Here is a 16,186-nt window from a genome sequence, read left to right as displayed (position 1 = left end):
AGAAAGCTGATGAAGCGCGCCATGAACGAGGCGGAATATGTGCCGCCGATGTTCACCGGCGAACATCCCATCGTGGTGAAGGGGCTGGTCAACAAGTTCGGTTCGCAAACGGTCCACGACAATCTCGACCTCAATGTCCGGCGCGGTGAAATCATCGGCGTGGTCGGCGGGTCGGGCACGGGCAAATCCGTGCTGATGCGCTCGATCATCGGGTTGCAGGTGCCCGACGAAGGCTCGATCGAGGTGCTGGGCCGCTCCATCACGGAGGCGGAGGAGGACGCGGACATCGACATCCGCTCGCGCTGGGGCGTATTGTTCCAGGGCGGGGCGCTGTTTTCCACGTTGACGGTGGCGGAGAACGTCGAGGTGCCGCTCCGGCAGTTCTTTCCCGAACTGACCCCGGAGCTGCGCCATGAAATCGCCCGCTACAAGGTGCGGCTGTCCGGCCTGCCCGAGGAAGCGACGAGCAAGTTTCCCTCCGAATTGTCGGGCGGCATGAAGAAACGCGCCGGGCTGGCCCGTGCGCTCGCGCTCGATCCCGAACTCCTGTTTCTGGACGAGCCGACGGCGGGGCTGGACCCGATCGGCGCGGCTGCGTTCGACACGTTGACGCGGGAATTGACCGATACTCTGGGCCTGACCGTGTTTCTCATCACCCACGATCTCGACACGCTTTACGCCATTTGCGACCGCGTGGCGGTGCTCGCGGACAAGAAGGTGACGGCGGTCGGCACGATCCCCGAACTGCTCGAAACCAATCATCCGTGGATTCAGGAATATTTCAACGGTCCGCGCGGACGCGCCGCCCAGGCCACCGACCTGCGCGAGGAAACGCAGGCGCGCGGCCTCGCCGACGAACACGCGCAAGTGGACAACCCGACCATGGACAAGGCATAGGACATCGCGATGGAAACGCGCGCAAATCATATCTGGGTCGGGGCGGTCACGCTCATCCTGCTCGCCTTGCTGGCGGGGTTCATCATCTGGCTCGCAAGGTTGAACGAAGGGGCACAGCAGGAATACGACATCTTCTTCAGCCAGTCGGTCAGCGGCCTCGCCCGCGGATCGCAGGTGGCCTATTCCGGCGTGCCGGTGGGTCAGGTGCGGGAGATCAGGCTGTGGGACAAGGATCCGGAATTCGTGCGCGTGCGGATCGAGATCGACGAAAGCGTCCCCATTCTTCAGGGCACCACCGCCACCATGCAGGGCAGCTTTACCGGCGTGTCCACGATTCAGATGGAAGGCGCGGTCCGCGGTGCCCCGCCGATTACCGAGATCGGCCCCGAAGGCGTGCCCGTCATCCCGACCCGTCGTGGCGGCATTGGCGAGATCCTGTCGAATGCGCCGCTCCTGCTCGAACGGCTCTCGACATTGACCGAGCGGCTGACGATGACATTGTCGGACGATAATCAGCAGGCGCTGACCGGCATTCTGCAGAATACCGAGCGGCTGACCGACACGCTCGCCGATACGAGCCCGCGCATCGATCAGACCATGGCCGAATTGCAGGCGACGCTGCGTCAGGCGAACATGACGCTGGCGCAGTTCGAAAAGGTCGCTGCCTCCACCGACAAGGTCATCAATCAGGAAGGCGGATCGATCGCGGACGAATTGCGCGTGACGCTGCGCACCGCGAATGGCGCGATGGAGGAACTGGAGGCGACGCTCGCCGATATTCGTCCCGCCGCGCGCCAGATTACCACCGGCACCCTGCCGGAGGCGGAGGCCGCGATCCGCGAATTGCGCACGACGACACGCTCGCTGCGCACGATTACCGAAAAGCTTGACGATCAGGGGGCGACCGGACTGATCGGCGGGCAGAAACTGCCCACATACGAACCCGACAATTGAGGATGCCTCCCATGCGTATCACCCGTATCGCCGCCCCGCTGGCCCTGTTCGGCCTCCTGCCGGCCTGCGTCAGCATCGGCGGCGGCGATGCGCCCGAACAGCTCATCGGCCTCACGTCGCAGGCGGTGGCCCCGGCAGGCGCGAGCAGCACCACCGGCAAGGCCAGCACGGCCATCGCCGTGATGGAGGCGGAAACCGAAGACAGGCTCAATGCCAAACGCGTGCCGGTGCGGATCGACGAGACGGGCATCGCCTATCTCGAAAACGCGTTCCTGGTGGATAAGCCGACGCGGCTGATGCAGCATCTCCTGGCCGAGACATTGCGGGCGCAGACCGGGAGGCTGGTGTTCGAGGGGATCGAGCCCGGCGCCGAGCCGCGCATCCGGCTCCACGGTAGGCTGATCGAGATGGGCTATGACGCTCGCGACAGCAGCGTCACCGTCACCTATGACGCCATCCGGATCGAGGAAGGGCGCGAGGTCGTCTCACGCCGGTTTTCGAGCACGGTGCCCGGCATCGCGCCCGATGCCGCGGCGGTTGCGCCTGCTTTGAACCAGGCGGCCAATACGGTGGCGATGGAAATCGCGAACTGGATCGCGCAATAGGCCTGCCGAGGCGGGCGGGCATCCGGCGCACCGCCGGAGCGCCCGCTCAACCGCCGCGCGACAATTGCGCGAAACGCAGCGCCAGTGCAAAGCCGGCAAGCCGGCGATTGCGGTTTTCGAGCGCCTCTGAATCCCAGCCCCACTGCACCGCCTGCCAATCCTCTTCCAGATTGGCGATGGCCCACAGTGCGTCGGCATCGGCGTCGTCCGTCAAGGCCGCCAGTGCCACGGTGAGCGAGCAGGCAAGCCCGGCAAGATTGAGCAGGCCGGTCAGCACGAACGGCCCGAACCCGTAGAGCTCGTCCTGCAGGCGGGCCATGGTCGCATCGGGCTGCCGTCGGTGGACGATGCCGCCTATCCGTTCGAAGCGCACATCATACCGCCGCTCCGCTTCGGTCAGCAACGGCTCCCACGCCTCGTCCTGCCGCGTGCGCAAGGCATCGCCTTCGTCCGCGCGATAGCACAGCGTATCGGTTTCGGCATAGCTGAGTAGCTTGGCGATGGTCGCCGGCCTGTCGGGTGCAACGCGGTCGATCGCGTAATCGGCCATGTCGCGCAAGGGAAAGCCCGCAGGGTCGATCTCGTCCTCCTGCGCGCGCCATTCATCGGCAAGCGCTTCGGCGAGATCGCGAGCCGGCACGATCTGCGGCGCGCCGCCTGCGGTTTTCAGTGGCCGCGTATCGAGCCGGACCTGCCAGCCGCTGTCCTGCGCATCGACATGCACATCGCTGTAAAATCGCTTCACGAACCGCTCCGCCATTTGCGCGCCAGCAGCCGTGGCCCGATCAGCGCCACCGCCGTTCCCGCCGCCAGTACGAGCGCGCCGACCCACGCAGGCGCGCCGCCAAGCCAGGGCGCCCGGCCATAGCTGGCCGACAAACCCCATACGGCCACCACGACGCCTGCCACCCGCACCGCCTGTATCACGAAGAACCGCCGCGCCGCAGGATCGCTCACGCCGCGCCCAGCAGTTTTTGAAGGTCGTCCATGTCGTTCGCCACCGCATCGGCGCCAGCCGCCATCAATTCGTCCGGCGCATGATAACCCCATGCGACCCCGACGCCGCGAACGCCGGCGGCATCGGCCATCAGCATGTCGAAGCTGGTATCCCCGATCATCACCGCATGGTCCGCATCGACGCCCGTATCGTCCAGAATACGTTCGATCATGGACGGATGCGGCTTCGACGGGTGCCGGTCGGCGGTCTGCAGGCTTTCGAACAGGTCGGCGATGCCATGATGGTCGAGGCAATGGGCGAGGCCGCGGTCCGACTTGCCGGTGGCGACGGCCAGCGTCCAGCCTGCCGCGTGCAGATGGCGCAGCAACATCGCCATCCCGTCATACAGCGGTTCATTCACCAGGCCCCGCTCGCGATGGGTGCGAAAGGCGAGCCGGTACCGTTCGGCCAGCATTTCATGCTGTACCGCGTCGCCTTCGGGAACGAGCTGCGCCATGGCCTGCGGGAGGGACAGCCCGACGGCGCGGCGGATGGCAAGCCGGTCGGGCGCCTGCAAACCGGAGGCGGCAAAGGCTTCCTCCATCGCGTCGCAGACATTCGCCTGCCCATCGACGAGCGTGCCGTCGCAATCGAATATCGCCAGCCGGTTCATGGCTTCTTCGGCTTTCCGCCCGGCTTGCGGCCCTGGGGGCCGGGGCCGTTGCGTTTCGGGCCGGGGCGCGCGGGGCCGGCCGTCTTGCCGGGGCGGGATTTCGGTTTGCCGCCCGAACTGCTCTTCACGCCGGCACGTTCGCGCCGTTCGCCGCGCTTGTCCTTGCGCACCTGCTTTGCGTGGCGGCGGGCCTGCTGCTTGAGAATCTCGCGCGGGGGCGGGGGCGGGCCGGTCTCCGGCTCGGCGTCGCTGAGCGCGGGATCGAAGCCCAGCTGCTCCATGCTGGCGGCGAAATGTTCGGGCAACGGCGCCGTCACGTCGAGCGCCACGCCATCGGGATGGTCGATGATCAGGCGCCGGGCGTGAAGGTGCATCTTGCGGCTGATCGATCCGGTGAGGAATGCCTCCTGCGCGCCATATTTGCCGTCGCCGACGATGGGATGGCCGATCGCGGCGAGATGGACGCGAAGCTGGTGCGTGCGGCCGGTCAGCGGCTCCAACTCCACCCAGGCGGCGCGATTGCCGGCCCGTTCGACCACGCGATACCGGGTCTTGGCCGCCTGTCCGCCTTCGTCCGGCATCATCTTCTCGCCGCCGGTGCCGGGCTGTTTGGCAAGCGCGAGGTCGATGACCCCGTGCGGCACCTTGGGCACGCCGACCACCAGCGCCCAGTAGATCTTCTTGGCCGAACGGCCCGAGAACCGCTTGGAGAAGAACGCGGCGCTGCCCGGCGTCGCGGCGATCAGCAGGACGCCCGACGTATCCTTATCGAGCCGGTGGACGAGCCGGGGCCGCGGCGCCTTGGCACCGCCCGTCGCATAGGCGTCGAGCAGGCCATCGACATGTTGATGCGTGCCCGTGCCGCCTTGCGTCGCGAGGCCGGGCGGCTTGTTCAGCACGATGGCCGCACGGTCGCGGTGGAGCAGCATCGCGTCCGCCTGCTCCAGCTGATCGTCCGTCAGCGGGCGCCGTTCGCGCGGCGCCCCTGTGGTCGTCTCGCCGCCGGGTGGTACGCGGATCTGCTGTCCCGGTTCCAGCCTGTCGTCAGGCTTGACCCGCCCGCCATCGACCCGGATTTGCCCGGTCCGCGCCCAGCGCGAGATGGTGGCAAAGCCGATATGCGGCAGGTTGCGCTTGAACCAGCGGTCGAGCCGGATGCCCGCATCGTCGCGGCTGACCACGAATTGCCGGACATTGTCGCTGCCCTTTGCGTGGGGATCGTAGGGCGCGCTCATGCCGCCACCCGCATGATGGAAAGCCCGATGAACAATCCCGCGACTCCGGCGATCACCGAGACCAGAGCATAGGTCAGTGCCGCGAGCGCCGCGCCGCGTTCCCACAGCATGACGAGTTCGAGGCTGAACGAGGAAAACGTGGTGAAACCGCCGAGCAGGCCTACGCCCAGCAGGAGGCGCCAGGCCTCGCTCCCCCCACCGCCATGCCGGGCGAGCCACGCGATCAACGCCCCCATGGCGAGGCTGCCGAAGACATTCGCGGCGAGTGTCGGCCAGGGGAAGCTCCCGCTCGACGCGGGGAAGAGGCCGGTGATCGCGCGGCCGAGCTGATAGCGCAGCACGGCACCGGTCCCGCCACCTGCGGCGACGAGAAACGATGCGAAAAGGGGCGATGGGTGGTTCATGGTGGTCTGGTTCATTATCATGAGCGCCTTACGCGTTGCCGCGCGAATGCGAAAGGGGCGTGTCGCGGCGCGCCGCCAAACGCGGGAAAAAAGCGGCGTTCCCGATGATCGGCGCGCGTACTGGCCCGGATTTGCGCGAAGGCACGTTGCGTGGTATATGATACCGGTTCCGGCGCTTGCTTTTCCGCATTGCGGGTGGTAGCGGCGCCGCCAGCTATGGCCGGTTTTTCGTTGAATTCGGGCTCTTCTGGCAATGTGATTCGTTTTTCATCGAGTCGAGGTGCATGCGGACCGGTCCGACCGGCGGTGGCATCATTGGCCGAACTGACAACAGATGTGAGGTAGTTTCAGAATATGCAAATCATGGTTCGCGATAACAATGTCGACCAGGCCCTTCGTGCGTTGAAGAAGAAGCTTCAGCGTGAAGGCGTGTATCGCGAAATGAAATTGCGCCGCCACTACGAAAAGCCGAGCGAGAAGCGTGCGCGTGAAAAGGCTGCCGCCGTGCGCCGCGCCCGCAAGCTCGAGCGCAAGCGCGCCGAACGCGATGGCGTGCGTTAAGCCATAGCCTTTGCATGAGGGCGCGCGGCACGGCACAAAGCCTCTTGTCGCCGCCGCCTGCATGAGCCATCAGGGCGCCAGATATTTCCGGCGCCCTTTTTGCTGCCCGCCATGGCGGGGCCTTCGCAAACTGACCGTCGTTCAAGAATGGGGAAGATCATGGCCGAAGTCACCCGCGTACCGTTGCAGCCCATCGGCAAGGGCATCATCACCAAGCTCTGGATCGGGATCGCAATCGCCGTCCTGCTCGCCGCCGGTGTGGCGTGGGCCTCGCGCTACGAAGGCGTGACGATCGATACGCTCGCCGCGGGCGAGGGGCCGAGCCCGTCGATGGACGATGTCGTGCTGGTGAATTACGAAGGGCGTCTGCCCGACGGTACGGTCTTCGACAGCGGCGAACAGGCCGCGATGCCGGTCGGCGGGGTGATGCCCGGCTTTGCCGACGCGCTCACCCGGATGCAGACCGGCGGACGCTATGTGGTCAATATCCCCTCCGATCTCGCCTATGGCGCAGAGGGCGCAGGCGGCGGCGTGATCCCGCCCAACAGCGACCTCGAATTCACCGTAGAACTGCTCGAATTCCGCAGCCAGGCCGAGATTCAGGCGATGCAGGAGCAGCTTCGCGCCATGGGTCTTGGCGGACAGGGCGGTCCCGGCGGGGCCCCGCTGCCCGCGCCCCTGCCGCAGCAGCCCGCCCCGGCGGAGTAATTTTTTACACGCCGCCGGTCACACAGCCGCTTGGCAAGCGGCGGCTGTCTGGCTAACGCGCGTGTCATGTCAGTCGATAAAGCAACGGTCACCAAGATCGCCAGCCTCGCCCGCATCGCCATGAGCGATGCGGAGGTCGAGGCCATGGTCCCCGAACTCAACAACATCCTCGGCTGGGTCGAACAGCTGGGCGAGGTCGATGTCACCGGCGTGGAGCCGATGGCGACGGTCGTGCCCAATGCGCTGCGCCTGCGCGAGGATGAAGTGAATGCCGATCCCAAGACGGGAGGCGGCGTGCGCGACAAGGTGCTCGCCAATGCGCCGGCCCCCGAACACGGGTTTTTCGGCGTGCCGAAGGTGATCGAATAATGACCGAACATACCGAAATGGGCGTCGCGCAGATTCGCGACGGCGTCGCCAATGGCGATTTCACCGCGGTCGAGGTGGCCGAGGCGTTCAACGCCGCCGTCGCCGCCGCGTCCGATCTCAACGCCTTCATCGTGACCACGCCGGACAGCGCGCTCGACGCGGCGCGCAATGTCGACGCGCGGCGTGCGAAGGGGCAGGACATCGGCAAGATGGGCGGCGTGCCCATCGGGATGAAGGACCTGTTCGCCACCGACGGCACGCCGACGACGGCGGCGAGCCACATCCTCGAAGGGTTCGTGCCGCAATACGAATCGACCGTTTCCGCAAAGCTGTGGGATGCGGGCGCGGGCATGCTGGGCAAGCTGAACCTCGACCAGTTCGCGATGGGTTCGTCGAACGAGACGAGCGCATTCGGCAATGTCGTCAACCCGTGGCGCGCGAACGGCAGCGATGCGCCGCTCGCCCCCGGCGGTTCGTCCGGCGGGTCGAGCGCGGCGGTCGCGGCGCGGCTGTGCCCGGCGGCGACCGGCACCGACACCGGCGGCTCCATCCGGCAGCCTGCCGCCTTTACCGGCATCACCGGGATCAAGCCGACCTATGGCCGCTGCTCGCGCTGGGGCGTGGTGGCGTTCGCCTCCAGCCTGGATCAGCCCGGACCGATGGCGCGCGACACCCGCGACTGCGCCATCATGCTGGAGGCGATGGCTGGTTTCGACCCCAAGGATTCGACCAGCCTCGACGCGCCTGTCCCGGAATGGGAGGCAGGGTTGAACCCCGACCTTTCGGGCAAGCGCGTCGGCATTCCGCGCGAATACCGCATGGACGGCATGGATGCCGACGTCGCGAAAAGCTGGGACGACGGGATCGCCTGGCTCAAGGATGCGGGCGCGACGATCGTCGACATCTCGCTGCCGCATACGAAATATGCGCTGCCGGCCTATTACATCATCGCGCCGGCGGAGGCGTCCTCCAACCTCGCGCGTTATGACGGGGTGCGTTACGGCTTGCGCGACCTTCCCGACGGGGCGGGGTTGCAGGACATGTATGCCGCGACCCGCGCCGCCGGTTTCGGCAAGGAAGTGAAGCGCCGCATCATGATCGGCACCTATGTGTTGAGCGCCGGATTCTACGACGCCTATTACACGCAGGCGCAGAAGGTGCGGCAGCTGATCGCCGATGATTTCGCCAAGGCCTGGGAAAGCTGCGACGTGATCCTCGCGCCGACGTGCCCTTCGGCGGCATTTGCGCTGGGTGACAAGGTTTCGGACCCGCTTTCGATGTATCTCAACGATGTGTTCGCGGTTCCCGCCTCGCTCGCGGGATTGCCGGCGATGTCGGTGCCGGCCGGGCTGAACCGCGATGGTCTGCCGCTGGGGCTACAGATCATCGGCAAGGGTTTCGACGAGCAGGGCGTGCTGAACGCCGGGCTCGCCATCGAACAGCGCGCCGGTTTCACGGCGAAGCCCGACACATGGTGGAAAGCATGAGCACCTATACGATTCACGGCGCCACGGGTGAGTGGGAGGTCGTCATCGGCCTCGAGGTTCATGCGCAGGTAACGTCGAAGGCCAAGCTGTTTTCGGGCGCGGCGACGGCGTTCGGCGCGGAGCCGAACACGCAGGTCAGCCTCGTCGATGCGGCGATGCCGGGCATGTTGCCGGTGCCGAACCGCGAATGCATCCGGCAGGCGGTGCGCACGGGCATGGCCATCGATGCGCAGATCAACGCGTGGTCGCGTTTCGACCGGAAGAATTACTTCTACGCCGATCTCCCGCAGGGGTACCAGATCAGCCAGCTCTATCATCCGTTGGTGGGTGAGGGGCATCTCGACATCGTGCTCGATGAAAAAGACCCCGAAAACACCACCAAGCGCATTGGGGTGGAGCGCATCCATGTCGAGCAGGACGCAGGCAAGCTGATGCATGATCAGCATCCCACGATGTCCTATGTCGACCTCAACCGGAGCGGCGTCGCGCTGATGGAGATCGTGTCGAAGCCCGACATGCGCTCGCCCGCAGAGGCTGGCGCCTATGTCCGCAAGCTGCGCACGATCCTGCGCTATGTCGGCTCGTGCGACGGCAATATGGAGGAAGGCTCCATGCGCGCCGACGTGAACGTGTCGGTGCGCCGCCCGGGGGAGGAATTCGGCACGCGGACCGAGACGAAGAACGTCAATTCGGTGCGCTTCGTCATGGCGACGATCGAATATGAAGCCAACCGGCAGGTCGAGCTGATCGAGGATGGCGGCAAGGTCGTGCAGGAAACCCGCCTGTTCGATCCCGACACCGGCACGACGCGGTCGATGCGGAGCAAGGAAGACGCGCACGATTATCGCTACTTCCCCGATCCGGACCTGTTGCCGCTCGAACTGGACGATGCGTTTCTGGCCGCGTGCCGTGACAGCCTGCCCGAACTGCCCGATGCGAAGCGTCTGCGGTACGAGAACGAGCTTGGCGTGCCGCCCTATAATGCGGCGGTGCTGACGGCCGAGGTCGAAACCGCGCGCTGGTTCGAAAAGCTGCTGACCACCGCGGCGCAGCAGCAGGGCAAGGCACAAGCCGACGTGGCCAAGCAGGCGTCGAACTGGTTGATGAGCGAATTGTTCGGCGCGCTCAACAAGCTGGGCAAGGATCTGTCCGACAGCCCGGTCACGCCGGAAAAGGCCGGCGAACTGCTCGCGTTGATCGGGGATGGCACGATTTCCGGCTCCATTGCGAAGCAGGTGCTCGAAATCATGCTGGAAACCGGCGACGGTGCCGGTGAAATCGTCGAGCGTGAGGGGCTGAAGCAGGAAAGCGACACCGGCGCGATCGAGGCGGCGGTGGATACCGTTTTGGCCGACAACCCGGACAAGGTCGAAGCCTATCGCGGCGGCAAGGACCGGCTCTTCGGGTTCTTTGTCGGACAGACGATGAAGGCGATGCAGGGCAAGGCCAATCCGCAGGTCGTCAACGACATCCTGAAGCAGAAGCTGGGCTAACCACCCCAAAAACACGAAACCACGAAAAAGGGCGCCGGAAGCAAGTTCCGGCGCCCTTTCCTTGTGCCTGTGTGTCGGTCTATTCGCCCGAAGGCGTGCGGACCTCCACCGGAAGGCCGAGCGATTCCAGCTGCGGTTCCACCACGTCCGCATCGCCGACCACCACGAAGACGAGATCGTCCCCTCGAAAGGCGGAGCGGGCCTCGGCATCGAGCTGCGCCGCGGTCAGGCCGCGATAGCGGTCGGCGAGCATTTCGTAATAATCGTCGCTCCACCCGTTGCGCACGATGCTCGTGATGCCGCCCAGCACGTCGCCCTGCGTTTCGAACGAACCGGGCAATTCCCGGATGTTGGAATTGACCAGGGCGCTGAGCTCGGACGCGCTCACGCCCTTGTCGGCGGTGAAGGCGGAGAGGTCGCGGCGCAATTCCGCGATGGAGTCGCCCGTCCGGTCCGCCTGCACCGGGGCATAGATCATGAAGGAGGAACGATCGACGGGCCGCGACACGATGCTCCGCACGCCATAGGACCAGCCCTTCGTCTCGCGCAGGTTCATGTTGATGCGCGAGAGGAAATTGCCGCCGAACACGTAATTGGCGCTGCCCAGCGGCACGAGATCGTCAGTGCCCTTCTGATCCAGCACGCGCGCGCCCAAGACGATCGATTGCGGCGAATTGGGCCGGTCGATCAACACGATGCGCGATTGCTGTGCCGGGACATCGACGTTGAAGTCCTTCGTCGGCGCGGACGTCGCCGGAGCCTGCCAATCGCCGAAACTCGCCTCCAGCAGCCGCGTGATTTCACCGAGCGAACTGTCCCCGACGACGAAGATCTTCGCCAGATCGGGGCGCAGCCATGTGTCATGAAAGCCCGCGATCTGGCCTTGGGAAACCGCCTCCACCGCGGCGCGATTGCCGAGGCCCGACGGCGGAATGCCATAGGGGTGGTTCGGCCCGTAAAGCAGCGGGAACAGCGCCCGCTGCGCAATGGCGCCGGGCGAGGTCAGCTCATTGTCGAGCCGGTTCAATTGCTGCGCACGTACCCGGTCGAGATCGTCCTGCGCGAAGGCGGGATTGCGCACATAGTCCGACAGGAGTTCGAGCGAGGGCAGGAGATTGGGCGCCAGGGCGTCGAGCTGAAAATAGGTTTCGTCGAGGCTCGCCCCCGACCCGATCGAGGCACCGAGCCGTTCCTTCGCAATGGCCAGCTGCTCGGCATCGAGCGTCGCCGTGCCTTCGTCCATCAACGACAGCATCAGCGATTGCGTGCCCAGCGAATCGCGCGGATCGGCGGCATAGCCTGCGTCGAAGGCGAGCCGGATCGACACGGTCGGGATCGCGTCGCGCTGCGCGAAATAGACCTCGATCCCGTTCGACAATGTGGCACGCTGTATCTCCGGGAAATCGAGTGCGGCAAGCTCAGCGATCTCCGGCAATTGCGAGCGGTCCGCCTCTGCCTGCGTCATGACGGCGGCAGGATCGGTGCCCGGCTGCATGAAGAAGGCCGGGCCGCGCAGTGCGCCATCGGTACCGGTGCGGTAGCTTCCGGGCGTGGCGCCTTCCTCGTTCCGTTCGCCCGGCTCCACCGTGAGGCGGAAGACGGGCCGGGACAGCCATGTCTGCGCCGCGGTGCGAACCTGCGCCGGGGTCAGGTCGGCGGCGCGTTGCAGCTCCCGTTTGTACGCGTCGGGCGAGCCTTGGTACAGGAGGCTCTGCGCGAGCGTCGGTGCCTTGCCCGCAAACCCGCCGAGATTGTCGAGGCCGCGGATCTGCGACGCGGCATAGGTGGTCTTGGCCCGCAGCAATTCATCCTCGGTCGGTCCCTGCGCGATCATGCGGGCGATTTCGCGGTCGAGCGCGTCGGCGACCTCCTGCGGATCGACGCCGTCCTTCACGTCGGCATAGACGGTGAATTGCCCGCCCTGGGCAAAGGCGCTGTTGCTGGCGACGACGCGGACGGCGATCTCCTCATCCCGGACCAGCGTATTGTCGAGCCGCGAGCTCGCCAGCCCGCCGAGCACGGACGCGGCAGCATCGAGCGGCAGGTAATCGGGATTGTCGAGCCCCGGCGTCGCCCAGATGCGATAGACGCGCGTCGTCGCCACCTGGTCGGTGAGCGTGCGTTCGACATCGGCGGGAAGCGTCGGCACCGGCGCGGCGACCGGCGCGATGGCCGGGCCGGCCGGGATGGCGCCGAACCATTTCGACACCTTTGCCCGCGCCGTCGCGGTGTCGATATCGCCCGACAGCACGAGCACTGCATTGTTCGGCCCGTAATGATCGCGGAACCAGTCCTTCACATCGTCGAGCGTGGCGGACGACAGGTCTTCCAGCGAGCCGATCGTCGAATGGGCATAGGGGTGCGCTTCGGGATAGAGCGTTTCAAGCTCCAGATATTCGACCATGCCGTAGGGCTGATTGTCGCCCTGACGCTTTTCGTTCTGAACCACGCCGATCTGGTTATCGAGCTTTTCCTGCGTCACCGCGCCGAGCAGATAGCCCATGCGGTCGCTTTCCAGCATCAGCGCACGGTCGAGCGCGCCGGTCGGCACGGTCTCGAAATAGTTGGTGCGGTCGAACCAGGTCGTGCCGTTGAAATCGGTCGCGCCGGCATCCTGCAACGGTTGAAAGAAATCGCCCGGCGCATTTTCCGACCCGTTGAACATCAGGTGCTCGAACAGATGGGCAAAACCGGTCTTGCCCTCGGGCTCATGTTTCGATCCCACGCCGTACCAGACCGAAACGGCGACCAGCGGCGCCTTGCGATCCTCATGCACCAGCACGGTCAGGCCGTTGTCCAGCGTGAACCGGTCATAGGGAATATCGACCTCGGCGATCAGCGCGTCGAGCGAGGCGGGCTCTGCCATCGAAGGGGCCATGTCCGGGGCGGGTGCATTTGCGGCGACGGGCACACTCGCATTCTGCACGGCGCAGGCCGACAGCGCGAGCGAGGAAACGGCGGCAAGGCAGGCGGTGATGATACGCATGGATAAATCCCCCTCAATCGATCATGGCGCCAGACGGCGCGAGCGCGCTATTCGGTATCAGTTTCAACCGGAAACGCCAGCCTTAGAACGCCGTCCCGAACGCGAAGATCGGTCCGTTCGCGGTAGACACGGCCCCTTGAAATCGGCGGGTTGCGACAAAATCTTTACCGCTTAGCCGGCGAGGCCCTTGTGTTGTAAAATTGCAACACTATCTCCTGTCCGTAACGACAAGGATTGTGTGATGAATCTCGAAAAATTTACCGATCGCGCCAAAGGCTTTCTGCAGGCGGCGCAGACCGTGGCGATCCGCAACAATCATCAACGGATTTCGCCCGCCCATATCCTGAAGGCCTTGCTCGAGGATAACGAGGGCATGGCGGCGCAGTTGATTCAGCGCGCCGGCGGCAATGCGAAGCAGGCCGAAGCGCAGGCCGATGCGGCGCTGGCAAAAATCGCCGCCGTGTCGGGAAGCGGCGCGCAGGCGACGCCGGGGCTGGACAACGATGCGGTTCGCGTCCTCGATCAGGCGGAGCAGCTCAGCCAGAAGGCCGGCGACAGCTTCGTGCCGGTGCAGCGCGTGTTGCAGGCGCTCGCATTGTCGCAAGCGAATGCGGCGGGGCAGGCGCTGAAATCCGCGAATGTCGATGCGCAGGCGCTGGAGGCCGCGATCCAGGAGGCCACCGGCGGCCGCACCGCCGACAGCGCAAGTGCCGAGGAAAGCTACGATGCGATGAAGAAATACGCCCGCGACCTGACCGAGGCGGCGCGTGCCGGCAAGCTCGACCCCGTGATCGGCCGGGACGAGGAAATCCGCCGCACGGTGCAGATCCTTGCCCGCCGGACGAAGAACAATCCGGTCCTGATCGGCGAACCCGGCACCGGCAAGACAGCCATTGCCGAAGGCCTGGCCCTGCGCATTGCGAATGGCGATGTGCCCGACAGCCTCAAAGACCGCACGCTGATGTCGCTCGACATGGGAAGCCTGATTGCGGGCGCGAAATATCGTGGCGAGTTCGAGGAGCGGTTGAAGGCCGTGCTCGACGAGGTGAAGGGCGCCGAGGGCCATATCATCCTGTTCATCGATGAGATGCACACGCTCATCGGGGCGGGCAAGTCGGAAGGGGCGATGGACGCGGGCAACCTCCTGAAACCCGCGCTCGCCCGCGGCGAGCTGCACTGCATCGGTGCGACGACGCTCGACGAATATCAGAAATATGTCGAGAAGGACGCCGCCCTCCAGCGCCGGTTTCAGCCGGTCTTCGTCGACGAACCCACGGTGGAGGACACGGTGTCGATCCTGCGCGGGCTCAAGGAGAAATACGAGCTGCACCACGGCGTCACCATTTCGGACAATGCGCTGGTGGCGGCGGCGACGCTGTCGAACCGCTATATCGCGGACCGTTTCCTCCCCGACAAGGCGATCGACCTCATGGACGAGGCGGCGAGCCGCATCCGCATGGAGGTGGAGAGCAAGCCCGAAGAGATCGAGAATCTCGACCGCCGCATCATCCAGCTCAAGATCGAGGAACAGGCGCTCCAGCGCGAAACCGATGCCGCGTCGCAGGACCGGCTGAGCGCACTGCGCGAGGAACTCGCCAACCTCGAGCAGCAGTCGAGCGAGCTGACCACCCGCTGGCAGAACGAGCGCGACAAGATCGCCGCCGAGGGCCGCATCAAGGAGCAGCTCGACGCCGCGCGGATCGAGCTGGAACAGGCGCAGCGGGCCGGCGATCTCGCGAAGGCGGGCGAGCTGTCCTACGGCCGCATCCCTGAACTCGACCGGCAATTGGAAGAGGCCAAGGCACAATCCGAAAACGCGATGCTGCGCGAGGTGGTGACGGAGGACGACATCGCCGGCGTCGTCAGCCGCTGGACCGGTGTGCCCGTCGATCGCATGCTGGAGGGGGAGCGCGAAAAGCTGCTCAACATGGAAGGCGCGCTGGGCAAGCGGGTCATCGGGCAGAACCAGGCGGTCGAGGCGGTATCGAAGGCGGTGCGGCGCGCCCGTGCGGGCCTACAGGATCCGAACCGTCCGCTCGGCAGCTTCCTCTTCCTCGGCCCCACCGGCGTCGGGAAGACCGAACTGACGAAGGCGCTGGCCGGGTTCCTGTTCGACGACGACAATGCGATGGTCCGCATCGACATGAGCGAATTCATGGAGAAGCACGCCGTGTCCCGCCTGATCGGGGCGCCGCCGGGCTATGTCGGCTATGACGAAGGCGGCGTCCTGACCGAGGCGGTGCGCCGCCGCCCGTATCAGGTCGTGCTGTTCGACGAGGTGGAGAAGGCGCACGCCGACGTGTTCAACGTGCTGCTGCAGGTGCTCGACGACGGGCGGCTGACCGACGGGCAGGGGCGGCAGGTGGATTTCAGCAACACGCTGATCATCCTCACCTCCAACCTCGGCAGCCAGTATCTCGCGAATATGGAGGACGGGCAGACCGTCGCCGATGTCGAACCGCAGGTGATGGATGTGGTGCGCGGGCATTTCCGGCCCGAATTCCTGAACCGGCTGGACGAGATCATCCTGTTCCATCGCTTGGGCGAGGAGCACATGGCGCCGATCGTCGATATTCAGGTGGGTCGGGTGCAGAAATTGCTCAAGGATCGGAAGATCACGCTCGACCTCACCGATGCGGCGAAACGCTGGCTCGGGCGGGTCGGTTACGATCCTGTCTATGGCGCGCGCCCGTTGAAACGCGCGGTGCAGCGCCATTTGCAGGACCCGCTCGCCGACCGGCTGCTGCGTGGCGAGATCGCCGATGGCAGCACCGTCCATATCGACGAGGGCGACGGCGAATTGCAGATGCGCGTCGCGTAATTCGAGGACGCACCCCGATCCGATAATGCAGCCCGATACGAAAACGGGCCCGGCTT

General features: G+C 65.6%; 15 protein-coding genes. 9 read left to right on the top strand and 6 right to left on the bottom strand.

The annotated features are described in order from the left end of the window. Window positions 1–9: 9 nt before the first annotated feature. The 3 genes from JD971_RS03545 to JD971_RS03535 are packed head-to-tail and all read left to right on the top strand — an operon-like array spanning window position 10 to window position 2,456. Complete coding sequence (locus JD971_RS03545; protein ID WP_202087302.1) at window positions 10–897, top strand: ABC transporter ATP-binding protein; 888 nt, start codon at window positions 10–12, stop codon at window positions 895–897. A 9-nt stretch (window positions 898–906) separates the two neighbouring features. Then, window positions 907–1,851, top strand: coding sequence for an MlaD family protein (locus tag JD971_RS03540; protein ID WP_202085981.1), 945 nt, complete (start codon window positions 907–909; stop codon window positions 1,849–1,851). 11 nt (window positions 1,852–1,862) lie between these two features. Then, on the top strand, window positions 1,863–2,456 hold the full coding sequence (locus JD971_RS03535; RefSeq protein ID WP_202085980.1) for an ABC-type transport auxiliary lipoprotein family protein: 594 nt from the start codon (window positions 1,863–1,865) through the stop codon (window positions 2,454–2,456). 46 nt (window positions 2,457–2,502) lie between these two features. Here the strand turns inward: JD971_RS03535 and JD971_RS03530 are convergent, their stop codons facing one another. Genes JD971_RS03530 through crcB form a run of 5 tightly spaced genes read right to left on the bottom strand, consistent with a single transcriptional unit; the run spans window position 2,503 to window position 5,720 of the window. Further along, window positions 2,503–3,201 carry an ATP12 family chaperone protein gene (locus JD971_RS03530; protein ID WP_202085979.1) on the bottom strand — a complete coding sequence of 233 codons (699 nt, stop codon included), beginning with the start codon at window positions 3,199–3,201 and terminating at the stop codon, window positions 2,503–2,505. Then, window positions 3,198–3,413: a hypothetical protein gene (locus tag JD971_RS03525; protein WP_202085978.1), complete on the bottom strand. Its 216-nt coding sequence runs from the start codon at window positions 3,411–3,413 to the stop codon at window positions 3,198–3,200. Before JD971_RS03525 ends, JD971_RS03530 begins: the two co-directional genes overlap by 4 nt. After that, a complete protein-coding gene (locus tag JD971_RS03520; RefSeq protein ID WP_202085977.1) occupies window positions 3,410–4,066 on the bottom strand; it encodes an HAD-IA family hydrolase in 657 nt (218 codons plus the stop codon). The genes JD971_RS03525 and JD971_RS03520 overlap by 4 nt, the downstream gene beginning before the upstream one ends. Then, window positions 4,063–5,301, bottom strand: coding sequence for an RluA family pseudouridine synthase (locus tag JD971_RS03515; RefSeq protein ID WP_202085976.1), 1,239 nt, complete (start codon window positions 5,299–5,301; stop codon window positions 4,063–4,065). The genes JD971_RS03520 and JD971_RS03515 overlap by 4 nt, the downstream gene beginning before the upstream one ends. Beyond that, window positions 5,298–5,720: a fluoride efflux transporter CrcB gene (gene crcB, locus JD971_RS03510; protein ID WP_236672246.1), complete on the bottom strand. Its 423-nt coding sequence runs from the start codon at window positions 5,718–5,720 to the stop codon at window positions 5,298–5,300. The genes JD971_RS03515 and crcB overlap by 4 nt, the downstream gene beginning before the upstream one ends. A 339-nt stretch (window positions 5,721–6,059) precedes the next feature. On the opposite strand from crcB, the gene rpsU reads away from it, so the two are divergent. From rpsU to gatB, 5 genes are all read left to right on the top strand, one after another. Next, on the top strand, window positions 6,060–6,266 hold the full coding sequence (gene rpsU / locus JD971_RS03505; RefSeq protein WP_179408292.1) for a 30S ribosomal protein S21: 207 nt from the start codon (window positions 6,060–6,062) through the stop codon (window positions 6,264–6,266). A gap of 159 nt (window positions 6,267–6,425) precedes the next feature. Beyond that, window positions 6,426–6,974: an FKBP-type peptidyl-prolyl cis-trans isomerase gene (locus JD971_RS03500; RefSeq protein WP_202085975.1), complete on the top strand. Its 549-nt coding sequence runs from the start codon at window positions 6,426–6,428 to the stop codon at window positions 6,972–6,974. A gap of 66 nt (window positions 6,975–7,040) precedes the next feature. Further along, entirely contained in the window at window positions 7,041–7,343 is a 303-nt protein-coding gene (gene gatC, locus JD971_RS03495) for an Asp-tRNA(Asn)/Glu-tRNA(Gln) amidotransferase subunit GatC (protein ID WP_202085973.1), read from the top strand. Then, on the top strand, window positions 7,343–8,830 hold the full coding sequence (gene gatA, locus JD971_RS03490) for an Asp-tRNA(Asn)/Glu-tRNA(Gln) amidotransferase subunit GatA (RefSeq protein WP_202085972.1): 1,488 nt from the start codon (window positions 7,343–7,345) through the stop codon (window positions 8,828–8,830). The genes gatC and gatA overlap by 1 nt, the downstream gene beginning before the upstream one ends. Then, window positions 8,827–10,323, top strand: a complete 1,497-nt coding sequence (gatB, locus tag JD971_RS03485) for an Asp-tRNA(Asn)/Glu-tRNA(Gln) amidotransferase subunit GatB (RefSeq protein ID WP_202085971.1) — start codon at window positions 8,827–8,829, stop codon at window positions 10,321–10,323. The genes gatA and gatB overlap by 4 nt, the downstream gene beginning before the upstream one ends. Window positions 10,324–10,402: 79 nt before the next feature. On the opposite strand, the gene JD971_RS03480 is transcribed toward gatB, so the two are convergent. After that, window positions 10,403–13,309 (bottom strand): pitrilysin family protein, encoded by a 2,907-nt coding sequence (locus JD971_RS03480; RefSeq protein WP_202085970.1) that lies wholly within the window; start codon window positions 13,307–13,309, stop codon window positions 10,403–10,405. Window positions 13,310–13,550: 241 nt separating this feature from the next. On the opposite strand from JD971_RS03480, the gene clpB reads away from it, so the two are divergent. Beyond that, window positions 13,551–16,130 carry an ATP-dependent chaperone ClpB gene (clpB, locus tag JD971_RS03475; protein ID WP_202085969.1) on the top strand — a complete coding sequence of 860 codons (2,580 nt, stop codon included), beginning with the start codon at window positions 13,551–13,553 and terminating at the stop codon, window positions 16,128–16,130. Window positions 16,131–16,186: the final 56 nt, after the last annotated feature.

The sequence above is a fragment of the Croceicoccus sp. YJ47 genome (genome assembly GCF_016745095.1).
Lineage (GTDB): Bacteria > Pseudomonadota > Alphaproteobacteria > Sphingomonadales > Sphingomonadaceae > Croceicoccus.
This window is presented reverse-complemented; position numbering and strand designations above follow the sequence as displayed.

Excerpts from the sequence above, each read along its gene's own strand:
- JD971_RS03545 (WP_202087302.1), top strand. The coding sequence starts at position 10 with ATGAAGCGCGCCATGAACGAGGCGGAATATGTGCCGCCGATGTTCACC.
- JD971_RS03540 (WP_202085981.1), top strand. The coding sequence starts at position 907 with ATGGAAACGCGCGCAAATCATATCTGGGTCGGGGCGGTCACGCTCATC.
- JD971_RS03535 (WP_202085980.1), top strand. The coding sequence starts at position 1,863 with ATGCGTATCACCCGTATCGCCGCCCCGCTGGCCCTGTTCGGCCTCCTG.
- JD971_RS03520 (WP_202085977.1), bottom strand. The coding sequence starts at position 4,066 with ATGAACCGGCTGGCGATATTCGATTGCGACGGCACGCTCGTCGATGGG.
- JD971_RS03515 (WP_202085976.1), bottom strand. The coding sequence starts at position 5,301 with ATGAGCGCGCCCTACGATCCCCACGCAAAGGGCAGCGACAATGTCCGG.
- crcB (WP_236672246.1), bottom strand. The coding sequence starts at position 5,720 with ATGAACCAGACCACCATGAACCACCCATCGCCCCTTTTCGCATCGTTT.
- rpsU (WP_179408292.1), top strand. The coding sequence starts at position 6,060 with ATGCAAATCATGGTTCGCGATAACAATGTCGACCAGGCCCTTCGTGCG.
- JD971_RS03500 (WP_202085975.1), top strand. The coding sequence starts at position 6,426 with ATGGCCGAAGTCACCCGCGTACCGTTGCAGCCCATCGGCAAGGGCATC.
- gatC (WP_202085973.1), top strand. The coding sequence starts at position 7,041 with ATGTCAGTCGATAAAGCAACGGTCACCAAGATCGCCAGCCTCGCCCGC.
- gatA (WP_202085972.1), top strand. The coding sequence starts at position 7,343 with ATGACCGAACATACCGAAATGGGCGTCGCGCAGATTCGCGACGGCGTC.
- gatB (WP_202085971.1), top strand. The coding sequence starts at position 8,827 with ATGAGCACCTATACGATTCACGGCGCCACGGGTGAGTGGGAGGTCGTC.
- JD971_RS03480 (WP_202085970.1), bottom strand. The coding sequence starts at position 13,309 with ATGCGTATCATCACCGCCTGCCTTGCCGCCGTTTCCTCGCTCGCGCTG.
- clpB (WP_202085969.1), top strand. The coding sequence starts at position 13,551 with ATGAATCTCGAAAAATTTACCGATCGCGCCAAAGGCTTTCTGCAGGCG.